The 19,251-nt window shown below is 71.0% G+C and carries 19 protein-coding genes and 2 pseudogenes; 5 read left to right on the top strand and 16 right to left on the bottom strand.

Translation table 11 applies throughout. The features are described from left to right. Positions 1–3: 3 nt before the first annotated feature. The 11 genes from ACWDA7_RS11260 to ACWDA7_RS11210 all read right to left on the bottom strand — a co-directional run bounded on the left by ACWDA7_RS11260 (position 4) and on the right by ACWDA7_RS11210 (position 9,898). Positions 4–612 (bottom strand): pilus assembly protein TadG-related protein, encoded by a 609-nt coding sequence (locus tag ACWDA7_RS11260; protein ID WP_450603938.1) that lies wholly within the window; start codon positions 610–612, stop codon positions 4–6. After that, positions 609–815, bottom strand: coding sequence for a hypothetical protein (locus ACWDA7_RS11255; RefSeq protein WP_361824800.1), 207 nt, complete (start codon positions 813–815; stop codon positions 609–611). Before ACWDA7_RS11255 ends, ACWDA7_RS11260 begins: the two co-directional genes overlap by 4 nt. Before the next feature lie 111 nt (positions 816–926). Then, positions 927–1,661: a response regulator gene (locus tag ACWDA7_RS11250; protein WP_450603863.1), complete on the bottom strand. Its 735-nt coding sequence runs from the start codon at positions 1,659–1,661 to the stop codon at positions 927–929. Continuing rightward, positions 1,654–2,961 carry a sensor histidine kinase gene (locus ACWDA7_RS11245; RefSeq protein ID WP_450603862.1) on the bottom strand — a complete coding sequence of 436 codons (1,308 nt, stop codon included), beginning with the start codon at positions 2,959–2,961 and terminating at the stop codon, positions 1,654–1,656. Before ACWDA7_RS11245 ends, ACWDA7_RS11250 begins: the two co-directional genes overlap by 8 nt. Then, positions 2,958–3,848: a DUF5936 domain-containing protein gene (locus ACWDA7_RS11240; protein WP_450603860.1), complete on the bottom strand. Its 891-nt coding sequence runs from the start codon at positions 3,846–3,848 to the stop codon at positions 2,958–2,960. Before ACWDA7_RS11240 ends, ACWDA7_RS11245 begins: the two co-directional genes overlap by 4 nt. Positions 3,849–3,858: 10 nt before the next feature. Next, complete coding sequence (locus ACWDA7_RS11235; protein WP_450603859.1) at positions 3,859–4,806, bottom strand: type II secretion system F family protein; 948 nt, start codon at positions 4,804–4,806, stop codon at positions 3,859–3,861. A 25-nt stretch (positions 4,807–4,831) separates the two neighbouring features. Continuing rightward, positions 4,832–6,172, bottom strand: a complete 1,341-nt coding sequence (locus ACWDA7_RS11230) for a CpaF family protein (RefSeq protein WP_450603858.1) — start codon at positions 6,170–6,172, stop codon at positions 4,832–4,834. 8 nt (positions 6,173–6,180) lie between these two features. Continuing rightward, positions 6,181–6,564 carry a TadE/TadG family type IV pilus assembly protein gene (locus ACWDA7_RS11225; RefSeq protein WP_450603857.1) on the bottom strand — a complete coding sequence of 128 codons (384 nt, stop codon included), beginning with the start codon at positions 6,562–6,564 and terminating at the stop codon, positions 6,181–6,183. Next, the gene (locus ACWDA7_RS11220) at positions 6,561–8,180 is read right to left on the bottom strand and encodes an AAA family ATPase (protein ID WP_450603855.1); all 1,620 of its coding nucleotides are present in this window, start codon (positions 8,178–8,180) and stop codon (positions 6,561–6,563) included. The genes ACWDA7_RS11225 and ACWDA7_RS11220 overlap by 4 nt, the downstream gene beginning before the upstream one ends. Before the next feature lie 60 nt (positions 8,181–8,240). Beyond that, entirely contained in the window at positions 8,241–8,954 is a 714-nt protein-coding gene (gene cpaB / locus ACWDA7_RS11215; RefSeq protein ID WP_432931962.1) for a Flp pilus assembly protein CpaB, read from the bottom strand. Between the two features lie 83 nt (positions 8,955–9,037). Beyond that, the gene (locus ACWDA7_RS11210) at positions 9,038–9,898 is read right to left on the bottom strand and encodes a hypothetical protein (RefSeq protein WP_450603854.1); all 861 of its coding nucleotides are present in this window, start codon (positions 9,896–9,898) and stop codon (positions 9,038–9,040) included. 325 nt (positions 9,899–10,223) lie between these two features. Here ACWDA7_RS11210 and ACWDA7_RS11205 point away from each other — a divergent pair, with 325 nt between their 5' ends. The 4 genes and pseudogenes from ACWDA7_RS11205 to ACWDA7_RS11190 all read left to right on the top strand — a co-directional run. Continuing rightward, positions 10,224–11,924 carry a chitinase gene (locus ACWDA7_RS11205; RefSeq protein ID WP_450603853.1) on the top strand — a complete coding sequence of 567 codons (1,701 nt, stop codon included), beginning with the start codon at positions 10,224–10,226 and terminating at the stop codon, positions 11,922–11,924. A gap of 219 nt (positions 11,925–12,143) precedes the next feature. Beyond that, positions 12,144–12,659 carry a SigE family RNA polymerase sigma factor gene (locus ACWDA7_RS11200; protein ID WP_432931956.1) on the top strand — a complete coding sequence of 172 codons (516 nt, stop codon included), beginning with the start codon at positions 12,144–12,146 and terminating at the stop codon, positions 12,657–12,659. 54 nt (positions 12,660–12,713) lie between these two features. Next, a complete protein-coding gene (locus ACWDA7_RS11195; RefSeq protein WP_450603851.1) occupies positions 12,714–13,964 on the top strand; it encodes a hypothetical protein in 1,251 nt (416 codons plus the stop codon). A 119-nt stretch (positions 13,965–14,083) separates the two neighbouring features. Beyond that, positions 14,084–14,227 (top strand): annotated as a pseudogene (locus ACWDA7_RS11190) (zinc carboxypeptidase); the annotation flags it as partial. Positions 14,228–14,236: 9 nt separating this feature from the next. Here the strand turns inward: ACWDA7_RS11190 and ACWDA7_RS11185 are convergent. The 5 genes and pseudogenes from ACWDA7_RS11185 to ACWDA7_RS11165 all read right to left on the bottom strand — a co-directional run bounded on the left by ACWDA7_RS11185 (position 14,237) and on the right by ACWDA7_RS11165 (position 17,531). Beyond that, positions 14,237–14,812: a hypothetical protein gene (locus tag ACWDA7_RS11185; RefSeq protein ID WP_450603850.1), complete on the bottom strand. Its 576-nt coding sequence runs from the start codon at positions 14,810–14,812 to the stop codon at positions 14,237–14,239. A gap of 68 nt (positions 14,813–14,880) precedes the next feature. After that, positions 14,881–15,183, bottom strand: a pseudogene (locus ACWDA7_RS11180) (GntT/GntP/DsdX family permease); the annotation flags it as partial. Between the two features lie 136 nt (positions 15,184–15,319). Continuing rightward, positions 15,320–15,730 (bottom strand): RidA family protein, encoded by a 411-nt coding sequence (locus ACWDA7_RS11175; RefSeq protein ID WP_450603849.1) that lies wholly within the window; start codon positions 15,728–15,730, stop codon positions 15,320–15,322. Continuing rightward, positions 15,727–16,488: an IclR family transcriptional regulator gene (locus tag ACWDA7_RS11170; protein WP_450603847.1), complete on the bottom strand. Its 762-nt coding sequence runs from the start codon at positions 16,486–16,488 to the stop codon at positions 15,727–15,729. Before ACWDA7_RS11170 ends, ACWDA7_RS11175 begins: the two co-directional genes overlap by 4 nt. Further along, complete coding sequence (locus tag ACWDA7_RS11165; protein WP_450603937.1) at positions 16,485–17,531, bottom strand: sugar kinase; 1,047 nt, start codon at positions 17,529–17,531, stop codon at positions 16,485–16,487. The genes ACWDA7_RS11170 and ACWDA7_RS11165 overlap by 4 nt, the downstream gene beginning before the upstream one ends. A 209-nt stretch (positions 17,532–17,740) precedes the next feature. On the opposite strand from ACWDA7_RS11165, the gene ACWDA7_RS11160 reads away from it, so the two are divergent. Further along, complete coding sequence (locus ACWDA7_RS11160; RefSeq protein ID WP_450603846.1) at positions 17,741–19,018, top strand: amino acid deaminase; 1,278 nt, start codon at positions 17,741–17,743, stop codon at positions 19,016–19,018. The last annotated feature ends 233 nt before the right edge of the window (positions 19,019–19,251 follow it).

Raw genomic sequence — 19,251 nt, 5'->3', positions numbered from 1 at the left:
CTCTCACTCGGCCAGATGCACAGAGAACAGCACGGACGCGTCGGGGAGGTCGTCCGAACGGAAATCTTGGGGGTCGATGTCGACAAGCCGGCCGTCACAGTCCAGCTCCACGGCCTTCTTGGAGTCGGCGTCCGCTGTGAACGTGCAGCGCGGCTCGATCACCGCGGTGGCTTCAGCCCTGGCGTGCTGCGTCTCCGTGCCCGGAATGATGGACTCACCGACCGTGTAGCGCGTCTCGATCGCCACCCGGTATCCGCGATAGCCGTTCACTGTGGTCGGTACGGCACCGCCCTGGACCGTCGAGTCGTTCGCAGCGGCCAGCCGCTCGGCCGCTGCCGTCGCTCCCGCCCCCTGGAAGCCGTTGCCCTGGAGCCAGTCCAGCCAGTCGTCGTCATGGCCGATCGCTTCTTGCAGGCCGGTCATCAGTTCGTCGCGGGAGTCCTGCGCGGCTGCCAATGCGGCAGCGTCCGCCGCAGATTGAGCACCGTTGCGGGCGGACGCTGCCTGAGCGAAGACGAAGAATGCGAACGCGACGAACAGCAGGATCCCCGTCAGCCAGATGTAGAGGGGGAGGGTCTGCCCCCGGTCGCCGAAGGGGTTCGGCCGCGTCAGCCGCCACCCGTCACCGAAGTGACGGCGGTCCTGATCGCCCCGGAGATCATTCCGTCCAGGCCGATCTGGTCGATCAGCGTGAAGATCCCCGCAATGATGATCATCAGTCCGGCATACTCCACGAACCCCGCCCCGGCATCCCCTCGCATCCGGGACGCCACGGTCCGCCCCCACGCGCCGATCCTGTGTCTGGCTCTGGTCATCACGGTCCGTCCCCTCCCGCCCGATGCGGATGCCGTCAACCAACGCACCGTACGTGAAAGAGCCCTCACTCCGAGTGGGTCCAGGGGCCCAACTTCCCCGTCTTCCGGCGGTCATCGGGCCCACCCCTCCCCCGCCGTCCCCAGCCACCGGGCGATCGCCTCGCTGCGCGACGTACTGTGCAGCTTTGCGAAGATGCGATTGATGTGGTTCTTGACCGTCTTCTCACTGATGAAGCAAGTGGCGGCGATCTGCCGGTTGTTCATTCCGGACGCTATGAGATCCATGACCTCCACCTCCCTCGTGCTCAGACCGAAGTCCAGCCACCCCGCGGCCCGGCGCCGCAGGCTCGCCCTGCGGACGGGCCGGGCCTTCGACGACTGTGCCACAACTGGTTGCATCTGCGAAGAAATTTCCCCCGGTTGGTACGAAGCACCGAGCGAAGACGAGACAGGGCAGCGACGGCCCTCCCTCAGCCTCCGTACCGCCTCGATCAGCTCGGACGCCGTGAACTCGCCGTGCACCAGATAGCCGGAGGCCCCGCGGCGCAGCGCCTCGGCCACCACCTCGGGCTCCCTGCTGTACGTCAGCATCATCACGGCTCCCAGACGGGCCAGTTCGGGCAGTGCCTTCAGGCCGTCCGTGCCGGGCATGCGGACGTCCAGGAGGACGACCTGGGGGCGATGGCGGCCGGCGAGCGTGAGGGCCTGTTCGCCATCTGCCGCCTCCGCGACCACCTCGATGTCGGGATGGACGGACAGCAGGGCGGTCAGTCCCGCGCGGACGACCGGGTTGTCGTCGGCCACGAGGACACGCAGGGGCGGGCCGGGAATCGCCTGGTCAGGCATGTGCGGCCTCCTCTTGGGGGGTGGGGGGAAAGGTGGCGCGGAGGGGGATGTGCAGATGGATCTCGGCGCCCCCGAGCGGGGAACGGCCCAGGCAGAGGCGGCCGCCCAGGGACGTGGCGCGCTCCGACATGCCGAGCAGACCGAAGTGGCCGGTTTTCGCCAGGTCCTCGGGTGCGGTCGCCGGGGGCGGGCCGACGCCGTCGTCCTGCACGCGGAGGTCCAGGGCGGCCTCGTCGTCGGCGGTGGTGAGCTCGACCCGTACGCGGGTCGCGCGGGCATGGCGGTGCGTGTTCTCGAGGGCCTCCGAGACGATCGCCAGCACGTGGTGTGCCGTCGCGTACGGGAGCGGGAGGGGGGACTGGGGCGCCGAAAGTTCGACTTCGGTCGTCGTACGTGCGGTGAACTCCGCGATGGCGCACTTGAGTTCGACTGCCAGGTCCGGGTGCGTCGTCGTGAGGTCCGTACGGCGCCGCAGGTCCGACAGCAGGTCCCGGGACTCCGCCGCCGCCCTGCGTGCCGCGCCCGCCACCAGGTTCGCCTGGCGCTTGAGCGTGTCGGGGTCGCAGTGGTCGGCGGAGGCCGCGAGGGCGTCCGCCGCCAGCGCCAGGCCGTGCAGGGTCTTCGCCACCGAGTCGTGCATCTCCCGGGCGAGCCGGGCCCTCTCGGACTCGACGGCCTCCGCCGCCGCCAGGCGCGCGTCCGCCTCGGACAGCGCCTCGCCGGCCGCGCCGAAGCGGAACAGCAGATTGCGCAGGGTCACACCGATGATGCCCGCGGCCACGCAGAATCCGGCGATGAGGAGGGTGCTGACACCGGCGCCGGGACGGGCCTCCCAGGCGCGGAACGCGGAGAGCACCACGACCAGTTGGAGGCCGGTGAAGACGCCCGCGCCGCGCCAGCCGTACAGCAGGCCGGACAGGAGCGGAGTGCAGACGGTGGCGTACGCGAGCGGCGAGGCCGGAGAGGCGGTCACCAGGAGCGTGGCGACGAAGAGGAGGTCCAGCGCCATCAGCGTCGGGTGGGCCAGCAGGCGCGGGCCGACCCTCTCCCAGTCGCGCAGCAGGGCGTAGGAGGTCATGACGCCGAGGACGGCGGAGGCGAGGACGGCGTATCGCGGCACGCCGTCGGGGGTGTTGGCCAGGGCGAAGGGGGTGCCGATCACGACCATCGCGAGGCGTACCGCCACGGTCTGGCGGCACAGGGACTGCAGCGCGTTCAGCTGGAGACGGACGCTGGCCGGGGGCGGGGCGTCGTCCTCCAGGTACCCGGGTGTGGGGCGCGGGGTGCGGCTGCTCATCATCGGCCCAGAATCGATCCGAAGTCCGTGCCGGAGCCCAGGAACATGCCTGTGGCGATGAGGATCATCGTCGCCGGGAGCATGAAGACCAGGGTGACCAGCGTGGCCTTGGGGATCGTCTTCGCGGCGCGGCGGCGGGCGTTCTGGGCGTCCGTGCGCCGCATGTCCGTGGCCAGCTGGATCAGGGTCTCCGCGATCGGGGAGCCGAGTTCCTCCCCTTGTTGCAGGGCCGACACGAATTGGGCGACCTGCTCGGAGGAGTTGCGCCGGCGCAGTTCGTCGAAGGCCTGGCGGCGGCTGACCCCCATGTCCATCTGGCGCAGGGTGATGCACAGTTCGTCCGCCCACGGCCCCTCGTACTTGTCCGCCACCCGGTCCAGGGCCTGGCGGAAGCCGAGCCCCGCCGAGACGACGACCGCGAGGACGTCCAGGAAGTCCGGCAGCGTGCGGTCGATGACGTCCTTGCGCTCGCGGACGGCCTGCCAGATCAGCGCGTCGGCGGCGAGCAGCCCGAAGGCGAAGGTGCCGACGGCGAGCAGCAGATGGCCGTTGGTGAGGAAGATCAGGCCCATCAGGAGGCCGAAGATGCCGTACACCGCCCGGCGGGCGGCGTACCGGTGCAGGGTGAGGCCGCCGGGATTGCCGGCCATGTCGATGCGCCGGCGTTTCTCGTCGATGCGGCGCGGGCCCATCAGCCGTAGGACGAGGGGGGCGAAGCGCATCCCGAGCCGGTCGACCGCCGATCCCGCCCGGGACACACGGGTGGCGCCCACTTCAAGGGCCAGCGCGAGATCGCTGGGCAGTTTGGCGTCGGCGCGGATCATACGGACGCCGAGGAGGATCCCGGCGACCGAGACGGCCATCAGCAGGGCGAGGAACAGCGGCAGCATCGCGCCCCCCTCACACTTCGATCTTGCCGAGGCGGCGGATGACGAAGAAGCCGACCGTGTAGAGGCCGAGCGCCAGCAGGACCAGGCCCTGGCCGATGGGGGAGCCGGTGACACGGGCGAGGGCGCCCTCGTTCGAGGAGTTGACCAGGACGAGCGAGCCGAGGCCCAGCAGCGGGACCGTGAAGGCCGTGGCGTTGACCTCGGAGAGCATCGTGCGGACCTCGCGCCGGGTCTCCTTGCGGTCCTCCAGGGTCTGGGTGAGGTTGCGCAGCGAGTTCACCACCGAGCCGCCCGCCTTGTTGGCCAGGACGAGCGTGGTCACGAGGACGATCAGCTCCCGGGAGGGGAGTCGCTCGGCCAGTTCGTTCAGGGCGTCGTCGACCGAGCGGCCCAGCGTCAGCTGGTCGGCGACCCGCGCGAGCTCCTCGCCGGCGGGGGCCTCGAGTTCCTCGGCCGCCATGGCGAGGGCCGTGCGCAGGGCGAGTCCGGCGGCCGTGGCGTTGGCCAGGAGGCGCGCCACGTCCGGGAGCTGGTTGATGAAGGCCTCGATGCGTTTTTGCCGCTGCCAGTTGAGGAAGACGGCCGCACTCCACACCCCTACCAGGGCGGCGATCGGGCCGAAGAAGGGGGCCAGGGTCGTCGCGGCGATCAGCCAGAGCGCGACGACGACGGCGGTGACGTAGGTGACGAACTCCCCCGCTGTCAGGTCGAGCCCAGTCGAAGAGAGGCGCGGCTGGACGGCGCGGCCTAGGCGGGTGCGGCGCAGCCTGCGGTCGATGGCGGTGAACCGCCGTACCCGGCCACTCGCCGTGCGCAGGGGGCCCGCCGCGTCGCCGGAGAGCCGGTCGACGAGCGCCTGGCGCTGGGCGCGGCCGGAGGCGTACGCGTGTACGCCGGCCACGGCGAGCGTTCCGGTGAGGACGGTGGCGCCGAGGGCGAGGAGAGCGGGGTCGGTCATGGCTCGCTCCTGAGGTGGACGGGATTCATCCGATGGCCTGCCTCGTGTTCCGTGCGTCGATGGCCTCCGCCACGCCGAAGGCCGGCGGGAGCGGCTCATTGGCGACGTACAGCTTCTCCGCGACCGCCCGGGGCAGCGGTAGATGCTCGAAGCGGCCGCGGACGATCCGGTCGGTGGCGAGGGGCTGGGGCACGAAACGGGACACGGTGGCCACCCGGAACTGCTCGCGGCCGTGGGAGACGACGAGCGCGATCTCCACCACCTTGCGGGAGCCGTCGGCGTACCGGGCGAGCTGTACGATCACGTCGACAGCCGCGTTGATCTGGTCCTTGAGCGCCTCGAAGGGGATCAGCACCTCGGACATCGAGCCAAGGGTCTGCAGCCGCATCAGCGCGTCCTCGGCCGAGTTGGCGTGGACGGTGGCCAGCGACCCGTCGTGGCCCGTGGACATCGCCTGGAGCATGTCGAGCGTCTCGCCGCCGCGGACCTCACCGACGATGATCCGGTCGGGGCGCATCCGGAGACTGTTGCGGACCAGGTCGCGGATGGTGATCCGGCCCTTGCCCTCGACGTTCGGGGGGCGGGACTCCAGACGGATCACGTGCTCCTGCTGGAGCTGGAGTTCGGCCGAGTCCTCGATGGTGATGATGCGCTCGTGGGCCGGGATCAGCCCGGACAGGGCGTTGAGCAGGGTGGTCTTCCCGGTGCCCGTACCGCCGCTGACGATGAGGTTGAAGCGGGCGCGGACGAAGGCGGCGAGCAGCATCAGCATCTGCTCGTCGAGGGAGCCGAGGCCGATGAGTTCGGGAAGCGTGTAGGCGCGTGGGAAGCGGCGGATGGTGAGGGTGGGTCCGGTCAGGGCGAGCGGCGGGATGATGACGTTGACGCGTTCACCGGTGGGCAGGCGGGCGTCGACCATCGGGTTGGACTCGTCGACCCGGCGGTTGACCGTGGAGACGATGCGCTCGATCGTCTGCATCAGCTGCTCGGTGGAGGCGAAGCGCAGCGGGAGCTGCTCCACACGGCCGGCTCGCTCCACGAAGATCGAGTCCGGGCCGTTGACCATGATTTCGGTGATGGACGCGTCGGCGAGGAGCGGTTCGAGGACGCCCAGGCCGAGGGCCTCGTCGACGACCCGCCGGATCAGCTGGGAGCGCTCGGCGGAGGAGAGGACCGGCCCCTCCCGGCTGATGATGTGCCCGAGGACACGCTCCAGGCGGACCCTGCGTTCGGCTGCCGCGAGGCCCGACATCTCGGCGAGGTCGATCTCTTCGAGGAGTTTGGCGCGGTAGACCGCGACGAGGTGTCCGTCCTCGCGGTCGGCCCCGCCGTCGTCGGGGGCGGCAATACGGGAGCGCAGGCTCATGTCCTTCGTCAGCTCCTCTCCGGGGTACCGGGGTCGGGGTCGTTGGGCATGGTGGCGTGGCGGGTCACGGTCCAGCCGCCGAAGAGGGGGATGACGGCGGGCACGCGGACGGTGACGGTGGCGGTGGTGGTGCCGGCGCCTTTGGGGGCGTCCACGCGGGGACTGAGCCAGCCGCTGACGGCCGCCGTGCCCGCCGTTTGACCGTCGCCGTTCTGCGAGGCGACGCGGGCCGCGGCCCGGGCGGCGGTGCCGGCCTGGCTGATGCCGTAGCCGATGAGCCCGAGCTGGACGGCGGCCATGCCGATGACGAGGAGGATGGGCAGGAATCCGGCGAACTCCAGCATCGAGACGCCCCGGTCGTCGCGGAGACGAGCCCTCGGCGGCATCCTCATGGCCGGTTCCCCTCGAGCGCCGCACCCGCGCTGCCGTCCACCCGCCAGCCCGGGTTGACGCCCGGGAAGAACAGGGGGACGTCCGCCTCGACCGTTGCCCTCATCACCGAGCCGCCCGGGTCCGGCGTGCAGCGGATCTGTGCCCCGCTCCACGCGCCCGGCAGATGCCTGGCGCCCGCCGACGCGCACGCCCCGGTCCAGTCGCCGTCCACCGCGTACGCCGCCGTGGCCGCCCGTGCCGCCTCGTCCGCCGCGTTGCCCGCGAGCGAGTACGTGTAGCCGTACAGGGCGCACTCCCACAGGAGCGCCATCACGACGAGGACGAGCGGGAACATGCCGGCGAACTCCAGGGTCACCGAGCCCCGGTCGCCGCCTTTGCGCCACAGGCTCAGCGCTCCCCGGTCCGAGGACACCTTGCGCCTCCGGCCGCCTCCGCCCTCGTGCGCCGTGACCAGGTCCAGCTCTCCTGCCAGCGACCACAGCGCCTGCTTCACGGCGGAGCGGGCGTCGAGGTCCTGGAGCCGTCCGGCGTCGACGACGGGCTGGAGTTCCTTGAAGGACGCCGGGACCGAGGCGCGGGCCACCTTCGTGCCGGTGACGCGTTCGACGAGGGCGGGCTGGATCTCCGTACCGCGTGAGTGACGGTTGACGACGGTGACGGTCTCCTCAGCCTTGCGGATCTGGAGCCGGTCCCACAGGCGCACCATCCGTTTCGCGGCGCGGACCGCGATCACGTCCGGGGTCACGAGCAGCAGCGCCTGGTCGGCGACCTCGACGGCCGCGGCGGTGGCGGAGTTCATCTGGGAGCCGCAGTCGATGACCACGACGTCGTGGCGGGAGCGCAGGGTGCCGAGGATCTGGCGGGTCACCCGGTCCGTGACCTCCTCGCCTCGCTCCCCCTCGGCAGGGGCGAGGAGCAGCCCGATGCCGCTGTCGTGGGTGTAGAGCGCGTCCTGGAGGACCCGGGGGTTGATGTCCGTGATCCCGGCGAGGTCCGCCACCGAGCGGCGGAACTGGACGTCCAGGTAGGAGGCGACGTCCCCGGACTGCAGGTCGAGGTCGACCAGCGCGACCGTGCGGCCCGAGGCCCGTGCGGCGAGCGCCAGCTGGACGGCCGTGACCGTCGCTCCCACACCGCCCTTGGCCCCGGTCACCGTGACCACCGTCCCGCCCGCGCCGGCGTACAGCTCCGGTGTGCCGCTGCCCAGGTGGCGCCGCATGCCCACCGACCAGGCGGCGGCGGCCTGGACGCGTTCGGCGAGGGCGTCGTAGCCGAGGGGCAGGGTGACGATGCCGCGGGCGCCGGAGTCCATCGCGGCGGTGAGCACGCCCGTGCTCGTGTCGGCGGTGATGAGAACGACCCCGACCGCGGGGAACCGCAGCACCAGATCGCGGATGAGTTCGAGCGCGGGGACCGGACCGATCCGCTCGTGCACGAGCACGACCTCGGGCAGTTCGTCGAGGGACTCGCCGGCCAGCCGGGCCAGGGTGTCGAGCAGGGCCGTGGAGTCGTGGACCGGCGGTGCGGGTTCGGCGTCGTCGAGCCGGCTCAGCAGGGTGGTGAGCGAGCGGGCCGTGTCCAGGTCGCCGACGGCGGAGAGGATACGGATGGTCATCGGCGCCACCTCAGGGCGACAGGCCCGCTGGGCACGGGGACGGACCTCATGCGCGGCCTCCTACTTGTCCTGGTCGAGGGTGTAGGTGCGGTCGCCCGGGGCGACCGCGGTCTGGGTACCGCCCGCGACCAGGGCGAGCCGTACGTGTTCGGCGAACGACTCGGCGTAGGCCACCCGCTGGGCGTCGGCCGTGTCGAGCGCGAAGGTGATGGGGACGGCCTCGGTGGCGTTGCGCCGCCGTTCGTCGCTGGACTGGCCCGGGTCGAGCGCGGTGAGCTTGCCGACGTCAAGGACACGGGCGTTGGTCACGATGACCTTGGACTCGTCCTTGCTCTTCTCGTTGGCGGCCTTGAAGGTGGCGTAGATGTTGACCCGGGAGCCGGGGTCGATCTTGCCGGCCACACCGGTCGAGGCGTCGATCATGATGGCGATCTCCTGCTGTCCGGGCTGGAGTTCGGGCCGGTCGACGATCATGTCGGTCTGGAGCAGGGAGCCCTTCTCCAGCCGGGTCACCGCGATCTTGCCGCGGATCTGCGTGAGGCTGGTGACGGCGGTCGCGGACAGCCAGCGTCTGGGCATGGCTATCTGCTCGAACTGGTCGGCCGTGAGCTCCTTGTACGGCGCGATGTCGCTCTTGAGGCGGTACGCCGTGACCTCGGGGCCGACCTTCGAGTTCACGTCGCGGATCACCGACAGCACTCCGGCGAAGGCGCCGACGGCGGCGAGGGCCGAGAGGACCAGCAGGATGACGCCACGGCGCTGGCGTGAGTTCATGACGCGGACAACCTCGATCGGAGCGGTGGGGGACGGGCGGTCGAGCGGTCGTGCGGTCGTGCTGTGGAGTTGTGCCTTCGGGGTTACGTGCCGCCCCGTGGCAGGGCGCGGGCAGCGGTGACCGGCTGCTGTGCGGACGGCGGGGGCAGGGGCGCCGCGCAGAACCCGCAGCGGTCGCCGATGAGCTCCAGCCCGCACCAGTGGCAGACCTCGCGTCGTACCGATGAGACGAGGTGGTAGAGCACGGACACGTCATGCAGGCCCGCCGCGAACTCGACGAGCCGGCCGGTCCCCCACCACCGCCCGGACATCTCCGGCAGCGGCACGGTCGCGACACCCTGGACGCGCCAGGCGGGCGCGAGGTGGGCGGTGACCCAGTCCGAGGGCGGCTGACCGGCGGCGACGAACATCCGGGTACAGAACTCGGGGCCGGGCAACTCCTCCTGCCCGGCCCGTACGAGCAGCGGCCGGGGATGGGCGAGCACACCGAACTGGGCGCCCGGCACCCAAGACTTGGCGTGCGAGGCCAGCGGGACGGGGACGTGGTCGAGCTTGGCGACCGAACCGAGGAGGGCGCCCGCGTAGATGTAGTGGGCGAGCAGCCGCGCGGACGAGGCCAGCACCCCAGGACTGAAGTCGCAGACGGACAGCTGCCGCAACTGCTGGGCGAGCAGGGCGAGTCCGAGGGGAGGCAGGTCCACTCCGAGGACGGCGATGCGGTCGCTCTCCAGGACGGAGCGCACCATACGCAGCCGCTGCACGGCCTGGGCGTCGCCGGAGGCGGGGTGCAGAGCGATCACATAGCCGTGCTGCTCGACCAGTGCGTGCATACCGGTCAGGGACTGTTCGAGAGTGGGCTGAGGCTGGACCGCGGCGGGCGGCGTCTGCCGGTCGAGCGGCGGCAGCACCAGGTCGGAACTGGTGACGGCTATCGCGGTCGGCACGGCTGCACACCACCCCGTTCACTGCGGCGGGGTGGTCGACCACCGCCTCAGATCGCCCCTGTGACGTCCCATTGCATCGTCCTGCACCAGCACCATATCCACGGCATGCCCCGCTCAACACCGAATCCGGAAGATCATCTCACCGAAGGTGCGAGCGTGATCGACACAGAGTAGGCGTGCAGACGCCAACTCGGCTCTCGTTCTGGGCCCTTGGTATCACCAGGGGCCTTGACAACCCAATTGGTCTGGACCAAATTCTTTCGTCAGGCGGTGGCCACCGTTCCGCAATGCCCTCCTGCCCCCCATACCCCCCTCGGAGGCCCAAGTGGACCGCATATCAGGCATACCCCGCCCCAGACGAACCCTCGCCGGGACCGCCGTCGCAGCGCTCGCTCTCTCCTTCCTGGCCGCCGGTCCCGCGGCCGCGGCGGACGTGAACAACGCCAGGAACGCCGGCTTCGAGTCGGGCCTCGCCAACTGGACCTGTGCGGCGGGCAGCGGCACGACGGTGTCGTCGCCGGCGCACGGCGGGTCTGCCGCGCTGAAGGCCACGCCCACGGGCCAGGACTACGCGCAGTGCTCGCAGACGGTCGCGGTCAAGCCCAACTCGACGTACACGCTGAGCGCCTGGGTGCAGGGCGGGTACACGTTCCTTGGGACCACGGGCACCGGCACCACGGATGTGTCGACCTGGACACCGGACTCGACGAGCTGGAAACAGCTGTCGACGACCTTCACCACCGGCGCCTCGACCTCGTCGGTGACGGTGTATCTGCACGGCTGGTACGGACAGGCGGCGTACTACGCGGACGACGTGTCGGTGTTCGGCCCGGACGGGGGCGGCGGCGGTGACCCGGCCCCGACCGTGCCCGCGACCCCCACGGGCCTCGCGGTCTCCTCCACCACCTCCTCGTCGGTCTCCCTGGCCTGGAACGCGGTGTCGGGCGCGACGGGCTACAACGTGTACCGCAGCGGCACGAAGGTGGCCGCCGTCACCGGCACCTCCGCGACCGTGACGGGGCTGTCACCGTCGACGTCGTACTCGTTCCAGGTGACGGCGACCAACGCGGCGGGCGAGTCGGCCAAGTCGTCGCCGGTGACCGCCACGACCGCGGCCACCGGCGGGGGCGGCGGCGGGACACTCCCCAAGCACGCGGTCACGGGGTACTGGCAGAACTTCAACAACGGCGCGACGGTCCAGAAGATCTCGGACGTCCCGTCGCAGTACGACATCATCGCGGTGGCCTTCGCCGACGCCACGGGCACACCGGGCGCCGTGACCTTCAACCTGGACTCGGCCGGTCTCGGCGGCTACACCGTGGACCAGTTCAAGGCGGACATCAGGGCGAAGCAGGCGGCCGGCAAGAAGGTCGTCGTCTCGGTGGGCGGCCAGAACGGCACGGTGTCGGTGAACGACGCCACCTCCGCGGCGAACTTCGCCAACTCGCTCTACTCCCTGATGCAGACCTACGGCTTCGACGGCGTGGACATCGACCTGGAGAACGGCCTGAACGCGACCTACATGTCGCAGGCCCTGCGGCAGCTGTCCTCGAAGGCGGGCTCCTCGCTGGTCATCACGATGGCCCCGCAGACGATCGACATGCAGTCGACGTCGAACGGGTACTTCCAGACGGCGCTGAACATCAAGGACATCCTGACCGTCGTCAACACCCAGTACTACAACAGCGGTTCGATGCTGGGCTGCGACGGCAAGGTCTACAGCCAGGGCTCGGTGGACTTCCTGACCGCCCTGGCCTGCATCCAGCTCGAGGGCGGTCTGTCCCCGTCGCAGGTGGGCCTCGGCGTCCCGGCCTCACCAAGCGGGGCGGGCAGCGGCTATGTCTCCCCCACGGTGGTGAACAACGCCCTGGACTGCCTGACGAAGACCACGAACTGCGGTTCCTTCCGGCCGTCGAAGACGTACCCCGACCTGCGGGGCGCGATGACATGGTCGACCAACTGGGACGCGGCCTCCGGCAACGCCTGGTCGAACGCGGTGGGACCGCACGTGCACGCGCTGCCGTGACGGTGGAATGACAGACGCCTCGGGGGCGGGACGGCTTGCCGTGAGCAGGCCGTCCCGCCCCTCCCGTCTGCGCCGGAAGGTCGCCCCATGGCGGCCGCGAGGCGGACGGATCGCGGGGCCGGTGTCCCCTCCCGCACAGGTCTGTTGAAACATTTCTCCGGGTCCACCGCATCAATGAGGTGAAGGCGGTCGGAAGAAACCGAGAGACCGGGGGAACAGATGCGGCAGGGCCGGAGCGAGGGATACCCGGAGTTCGCGGCGGCACGTGCCGGCCATCTGTACCGGTCCGCCTGCCTCCTCACCGGCGGCGACACCCATCTCGCCGAGGACCTCGTCCAGGAGACCCTCGGCCGGGTGTACCTCCGCTGGGGCCGGATCTCCCGCGTCGACAACCCCGCCGGCTACGCCCAGACCATCCTCACCCGTACCTTCCTCGCCCACCAGCGGCGGCACAGCAGCCGCAAGGAGCGTGCCACCGACGTGCTCCCCGACGTCCCCGTGCAGGACACGCCCGGTGACATGCCGCTGCGGCTCACCCTGCTCGAGGCGCTCGGCCGGCTGCCCGCCAAGGACCGGGCCGTGGTCGTCCTGCGCTACTGGGAGGACCGCAGCATCGAGGAGACCGCGGCCGTGATGAACACCAGTTCGGCCGCAGTGCGCACACGCTGCGTCCGCGCACTCGCCCGGCTGCGCTCCCTCCTCGGCGGCGCCATCAGCGAGTACGCGACCCCCTGACCACCCCGCCCGCCCCTGCCCCACAACCCTCACCCGCAGAAAAGGCGGTTCGCCATGCCCGTAGAAGACCACGACCTCTTCGAGGACCAGCTCGCCTCGGCCCTGCGGCAGGCCGGCGACACCTTCGAGCCCGACCGGCACGCCCTGGTCGTCGGCGGCGAGGAGCGCGCCCGGCGGATCCGGCGCGGCCGGGCCGCCGTCGTGGGCGGCGCGACCGGTGTCGCGCTCGTGGGGCTCGGCGCGGCCATGCTCCTGCCCACCGGTCACGGCGCGGACGGACAGCAGCGGTCCGTGGCCGCCGGTCCGTCCACCCACGCCGCCTCGGCCGCGCCGCGGACCACCGTGTCGGGCGGCCAACTGGTCCGCACCCTCCAGAAGCTGCTGCCCGAGGGGCGGTTCAGCCAGGAGGCGGGGAACGGTACGGACGGCCGGCTGCCGCCGTTCGCCCGGCTCGTGTACGACGACGGCAGGGGCAAGGCCGGCATCGCCGTCGGCCTCACCCGAGTCCAGCCCGGCGGCCAGGAGGCCGTTCAGAGCACCCAGTGCCCCGACAAGGTGTTCATCGCGTACGACGCCTGCACCAGCACCACGCTGTCCGACGGATCCCGGCTCATGGTCCTGCAGGGGTACGAGTACCCGGACCGCCGCGTCGACACGAAGCTGTGGAACGCGGAACTCGTCACGCCGTCCGGGCAGCACATCAGCGTGCAGGAGTGGAACTCCCCCGCCGAGAAGGACGCGCCCATCACCCGGGACGAGCCCCCGCTGTCCCCCTCCCAGCTCAGGACGCTCGTCACCGCACCCGAGTGGCGCGCGGCCGCCGACACCATCCCCGTGAGTACCGGGAAGCCGTCGGCCAAGCCGAGCACCACACAGGGCGTCCCCCACGGCTCCGTCTCCAAGACGCTGGTCTCGCTGCTGCCCAAGGAGCTCGAGGTCGTCTCGAAGAGCCGTGCGGACGGGGAGTTCGGATATGTGGTCCTCGACGACGGAAAGGGCGCGAGCCTCGTCCAGGTCAACGTTCAGCCCGACATGTCGGACGCGGAGGGCCAGCTCTTCGGCGACGGCGCCACGACCCTGTCCGACGGCACCAAGGTCGCCACGCGCCAGGGGCCCGGTGAGAAGGGCGGCCAGGGGGTCGTCATGTGGACCGTGGACACCATTCGTCCCGGCGGCTTCCGGGTGGTGATCAGTGCCTTCAACTCCGGCGCCCAGTACACGTCCGCGACGCGTACGGCCCCGGTGCTCACCATGAAGCAGCTGGAAGCCATCGCCACCAGCGCGAAGTGGCGCACGCTCGGCTGACGTACGGCAGTCGAAAGGGCCCCGGCGGATGAACGCCGGGGCCTTTCACCATCCGACGGCCGCGAAGACGCCCCGAACCATGCCGGATCGGTGGGAGGCGCCGCCCGCGCATCCTCACGTCGAGTTCCGGGGGCGGCTTCTACCCGCCCGACGAGATCATCGAGCGGGAGACGTCGCGGAACCGGGACGCGGTGCTCCAACTGCTGGAGAACGCCGACTGCATGTACCGCTCCATCGGGAAGACGGCGCAGTACTGCAGTTGACGGCCCGGATCAGTCCTCTGCCTTCTCGAGGACGGCGGCCTTGTCCTCGCCGTCCTCGAAGTAGGTGTCCAGGACCTCGTCGAGCCGTGCCTCCCACTCCTGGAAACGCGAGCGGGAATCGGCCTCGATCTCGATCGGGTACCAGCGGCGCTCCGGCGTGTGCACGGTCACCGTGAACCGCTTGCCGAAGCGCGAGGTCTCCGTCTCCAAGGCGCCGATCTCGTCCCACCGGAACTCGCACTCCTGGTCGTCCAGGCGGAGTTGTACGCCGCTGTGGTCCGCGACGATCCGGGCGCGGCGGTCGGAGGCCTCGAAGACGGGGCCCTCCGGCTCGGACTCCGCCGGGGACTCCTCCTCGGGCTCCTCGGCGGGCTCCTTCTCCCCGGCCGGCTTCTCCTCGGCGGCCGGGGCGTCGGAGACCGCGCCGTCGGAGGCGGTCTCCTGGGTCACGCCCCCGGACTCCGGGTCCTCCGGCTTGGCGTCCCCGGGTTCGCCGGACACGGGTGAGATGAGCCCGGGAATGAAGGCCGGGTCCATACCGGCGCCGTCCAGGGGCTGGCTGCTCGAACCAATGCGCTGCTCCACAGCGGGCAGTATGGTCGAAGATCCTGTGCCGGACACAGCCAGCCCCGGCATCGTTATACGAATCTTCGCTATACGAAGACACTCACCACGGCGGCCGCCGCGAATCCGGCCACCGACAGCACCGACTCCAGCACCGTCCATGTCCGCAGCGTGTCGCGCTCGCTGATGCCGAAGTACTTCGCCACCATCCAGAAGCCCCCGTCGTTGACGTGCGAAGCGAAGATGGAACCGGCCGAGATGGCCATGATGACCAGGGCGACGAAGGCCTGGGAGTGGTGGCCCTCCGACAGCAGCGGGGCGACGATGCCCGCCGTCGTGACGATCGCCACCGTCGCCGAGCCCTGGGCCACCCGCAGGACGAGCGAGATCATGCGCATGGCAGGAAGACCTCTTGCTTCTCGTAAGGCCGTGGAGCTTTCGGGCAAGGAGGATCGCGGCACGGCACCCCGGAGGTGGGGGGGCGCCGCACCGTGACGACGTACGGAGGCGCGGGGGGCGGCCGCCGCGTCAGCCGAGGACGGCCAGCGCGTCGATCTCGATGAGGAGGCCGGCCGGGAGACCCACGTAGACGGTGGTCCGGGCGGCGGGCGGCTGGGTGAGGCCCTGCTCCTCGAAGTAGGAGTTGTAGATCTCGTTCATCTCGGCGAAGTGGTCCACGTCGGTCAGATAGACGCGGATCATCATCACGTCGTCCCAGGAGGCTCCGCCCTCCTGAAGGATCGACTTGACGTTGGCGAGGGTCTGGAGGGTCTGCTCGCGCAGCGTCGGGCCCGCGGGCGTGGGGGGCTTGCCCTCCTCGGCGGGCAGGAAGCCGACCTGGCCGGCGACCTGGAGGATGTTCCCCTTCTTCACTCCGTGCGAGAACCTGGCGGGCGGCGAGGTGTGGGTCTTCGGCGTCAGGGCGATCTTGTCCGTCATACGGCGTCCTTTGCTGGTGTGTTGCCGGAGTACTCCCGGGTGATGGCGGCCGCGGTACGGCGCACCAGCGGAAGCAGGGTGAGGAGTTCGTCGGCGGTGACGACGACATTGGGCGCGGAGACCGACATGGCCGCGACGGCCCGCCCGTCGGCGCCGCGGATGGGGGCGGCGACGCAGTTGATGGACTCCTCGTGGCCGCCGAGGTCGGTGGCCCAGCCCTGTTCGCGCACGATCGCCAGTTCCTTCAGGAAGGCGGCCGGGTTCGGCGTCGAACGGGCCGTGTACAGGGGGTAGTCGAGCTTCTCCACGACCGCGCGGCGCTCGGGCTCGGGCAGATCGGCCAGCAGCAGCTTGGCGACGGCCGCGACCGTGAGCGCCACCGGCTTCCCGATCCGCGAGTACATCCGCACGGGGTAACGGCTCTCCACCTTGTCGATGTAGAGGACCTCGTTCTCCTCGTAGACGGCGAGGTGGACGGTGTGCCCGCACTCCTCGTTCAGGCGGACGAGGTGGGGATGAGCGATCTCGCGGACGTCGAGGTTCTCCACTGCCTCCTGGGCGAGGGCGAAGAGGCGGGCGCCGAGGCGGTAGCGCTGGTCGGACTGGCGATACACCAGGCCGTGCTCGTGCAGGGTGCGCAGGAGCCGCAGGGCGGTGGACTTGTGCACCCCGAGCCGGTCCGCGACCTGTCCGAGATCGGCGGGTCCCTCGGCGAGCAGCGGCAGAATGCTCAGCGCCCGGTCGACGGTCTGGCTCATGGTGTCCGTACCTCCTCCTCGGCCCGTGCGTCGGCTTCGGTCCAGCCGGGGCCGAGTCGAAGTGTCCCCCACCCGGCATCGTCGAGTGCGGCCAGACGGTCGGCGTGGTCGCGCGCGGGAGGGGCGGCGAGATCACCGGGGACGGTGAGGGCTGCGGCGGCCATGAGATGGCCGTGGCGGAGGCGGTCGCGGACGGGCAGGCCGCGCAGGGTGGCGGAGAGGAAGCCGGCGGCGAAGGCGTCCCCGGCACCGACGGCGGCCACGACGTCGACGTTCAGGGCGGGTACGAAGGTGGCGGTACCCGTGGCGTCCTCGCACAGGCCCTCGGTGTCCTTGTCGAGCGCCGTCGCCCCGCCCCTGCCCTGCTTGACGACCACGATCTCCGGTTCGGGGAGCGCCTCCCGGATCGAGTGGGCGCCGTGCAGCCCCCACGCCTGCCGGGCCTCGTCGTCCCCCACGAACACGATGTCGGCTCCGCGGGCCAGTTCCAGCAGCACCCGGGGCCCGTCGGCGTCACGCCACAGCCCGGGGCGGTGGTTGACGTCGAAGGAGACGAGCGGACGCCCCGCCCGGGGCGCCGTCAGCTCCCGCAGCAGATCCAGGCAGCCACCGGAGAGCACGGCCGTGATCCCGGACAGGTGCAGCACCCGGCCGGACCGTGCCGCGTCCAGGTCGACGTTCTCCACCGTCATCGCCGAGGCCGCCGATCCCGCCCGGTAGTACGCCACCTCGTGTGCGTCGGTCGCCCGGTCCCCCGCCGTGCGGAAGTAGATGCCGGTGCGCCGCGCCGGATCACGCCGTACGGACGCGACGTCGACGCCGTACGCCCCGATGGCCTCGACCAGATGGTCCCCGAAGCCGTCCGCCCCGACCCGGCTGACCCACCGCGCCGAGTGCCCGGCGGCCGCCAGCACACACGCGACGTTGGACTCCGCGCCGCCGATCCCCCGCTCGAAGGACGGCACGTCGGCGAGGCGCCCCGGCCGGGACGGCAGGAACGTGACCATGGACTCGCCGAGCGCGACGACGTCCACGGTGTCCATGACATCCGGGGCGGTGGGCAGGCCGTTGGCGGTCACGATGGTGGTGGCTCCTCGTGGGACGGGGGTGCCCCTGCTCGAGCGTGGGCACAAGCTCGGGAACGGTCACGGCGACTCCGTTGACCGCGTGTTGGCCGGGATGTTAGACAGCAGCAAGCGAGATACGCAACGACCGTTGCACATGTTGCAATGGTCGACCTCAAGGAGGCCCCATGGACGCAGCCACCGCCGCAGAACGCCTCGCCGCCCTCGGGGCGGAACGCGTCGACCACCGCTTCAAGGGACTCCCGCCGGACGCCCAGGGCCTGACACTCGCCGAACTCGCGGCCGAGCGCCGCAATCTCTTCACCGGCGGCTTCACCACCCCGGTCCTCGCCCTGTCCGCCGAGCGGCTGGACCACAACGTCCGCCTCATGGAGACGTACGCGGCCCACCACGGCCTCGCCTTCGCCCCGCACGGCAAGACGTCCATGGCACCCCAGCTCTTCCACCGCCAGATCGAACACGGCGCCTGGGGCATCACCCTCGCGGTACCCCACCAGGTGCGTGTGGCACGGGAGTTCGGCATCCAGCGGGTCTTCCTCGCCAATGAGCTCGTGGACCCGGCGGCCCTTCGCGGGCTCGCCGCGGACCTCGCCGCGGACGAGGAGTTCCACTTCATCTGCTACGTCGACTCGGTACGCGGCGTAGACCTGATGGACGCGGCGCTGCAGGGGACGGCGCGCCGGATCGACGTGGTCGTGGAGCTGGCGGCCGGTGACGGTGCCAGGACCGGCGTCCGCACGGAGGAGGAGTGCGCGGTGGTCGCGGACGCCGTGGCGGCGACGCGGACCCTTCGGCTGGTGGGCGTGGCGGGGTATGAGGGCGAGGTGCCGCAGGCGGACCCGGACCGGGTACGCGCCTGGCTGCGCCGGCTCACCGCGCTGGCCGGGGAGTTCGACAAGGCGGGCCGCTTCGCCGGTCTCGGCGAGATCGTGGTGAGCGCGGGCGGCAGCGCGTGGTTCGACGCGGTGGCGGACGTCTTCGCGGACATCCCGGAACTCTCCGCACCAGTGCTGAAGCTGCTGCGCTCGGGCGCCTATGTGTCGCACGACGACGGTCACTACCGCAAGCTCACCCCGTTCACCCGCGTCCCGCAGGAGGGCGGGCTGGAGCCGGCGTTCCGCCTGTGGGCCCAGGTGGTCTCCCGCCCCTCCCCGGAGCAGGCCTTCGCCAACGCGGGCAAGCGGGACGCGGCCTACGACCTGGACCTGCCCTTCGCCCAGGTGCTGCGCCGGGACGGCGAGGAGCGGCCGGCCACGGGCGTCTCGGTGACCGCCCTCTCCGACCAGCACGCCTGGCTCCGTACGGCCCCCGAAGCGGACGTCGAGGTCGGCGACTGGATCGGGCTCGGCCTGTCCCATCCGTGCACGTCATTCGACAAGTGGCAGCTGATCCCGGTGGCCGAGGCGGACGGCACGGTCGTCGACTACATCCGTACGTTCTTCTAAGAGTCATCACGTAGTGCTGTGATGCCCGTCCGGTGTCTGTGCGGAGCTGGCGCGGCTGGGCGGCGCTTGTCCGTGCAGCCGGCTGTTTCGACGTGGGCCTTGTACCGCATGGTTGCGGGTCGGGTCTCATTCGGGGTCTGTCCGGTACCGGGCGGTGGTGTTGTGTCGAGCAGAGGCCCTTGGCCGCCGGGATGTCCCGGCTTGTGGGCTGCCGCGTGGGTGCGGCCCCGGGT

It is taken from the genome of Streptomyces sp. NPDC001156, assembly GCF_053598275.1.
Note: the sequence above shows the minus strand (reverse complement) of the source record. Positions and strands in the feature narration are given on the sequence as shown.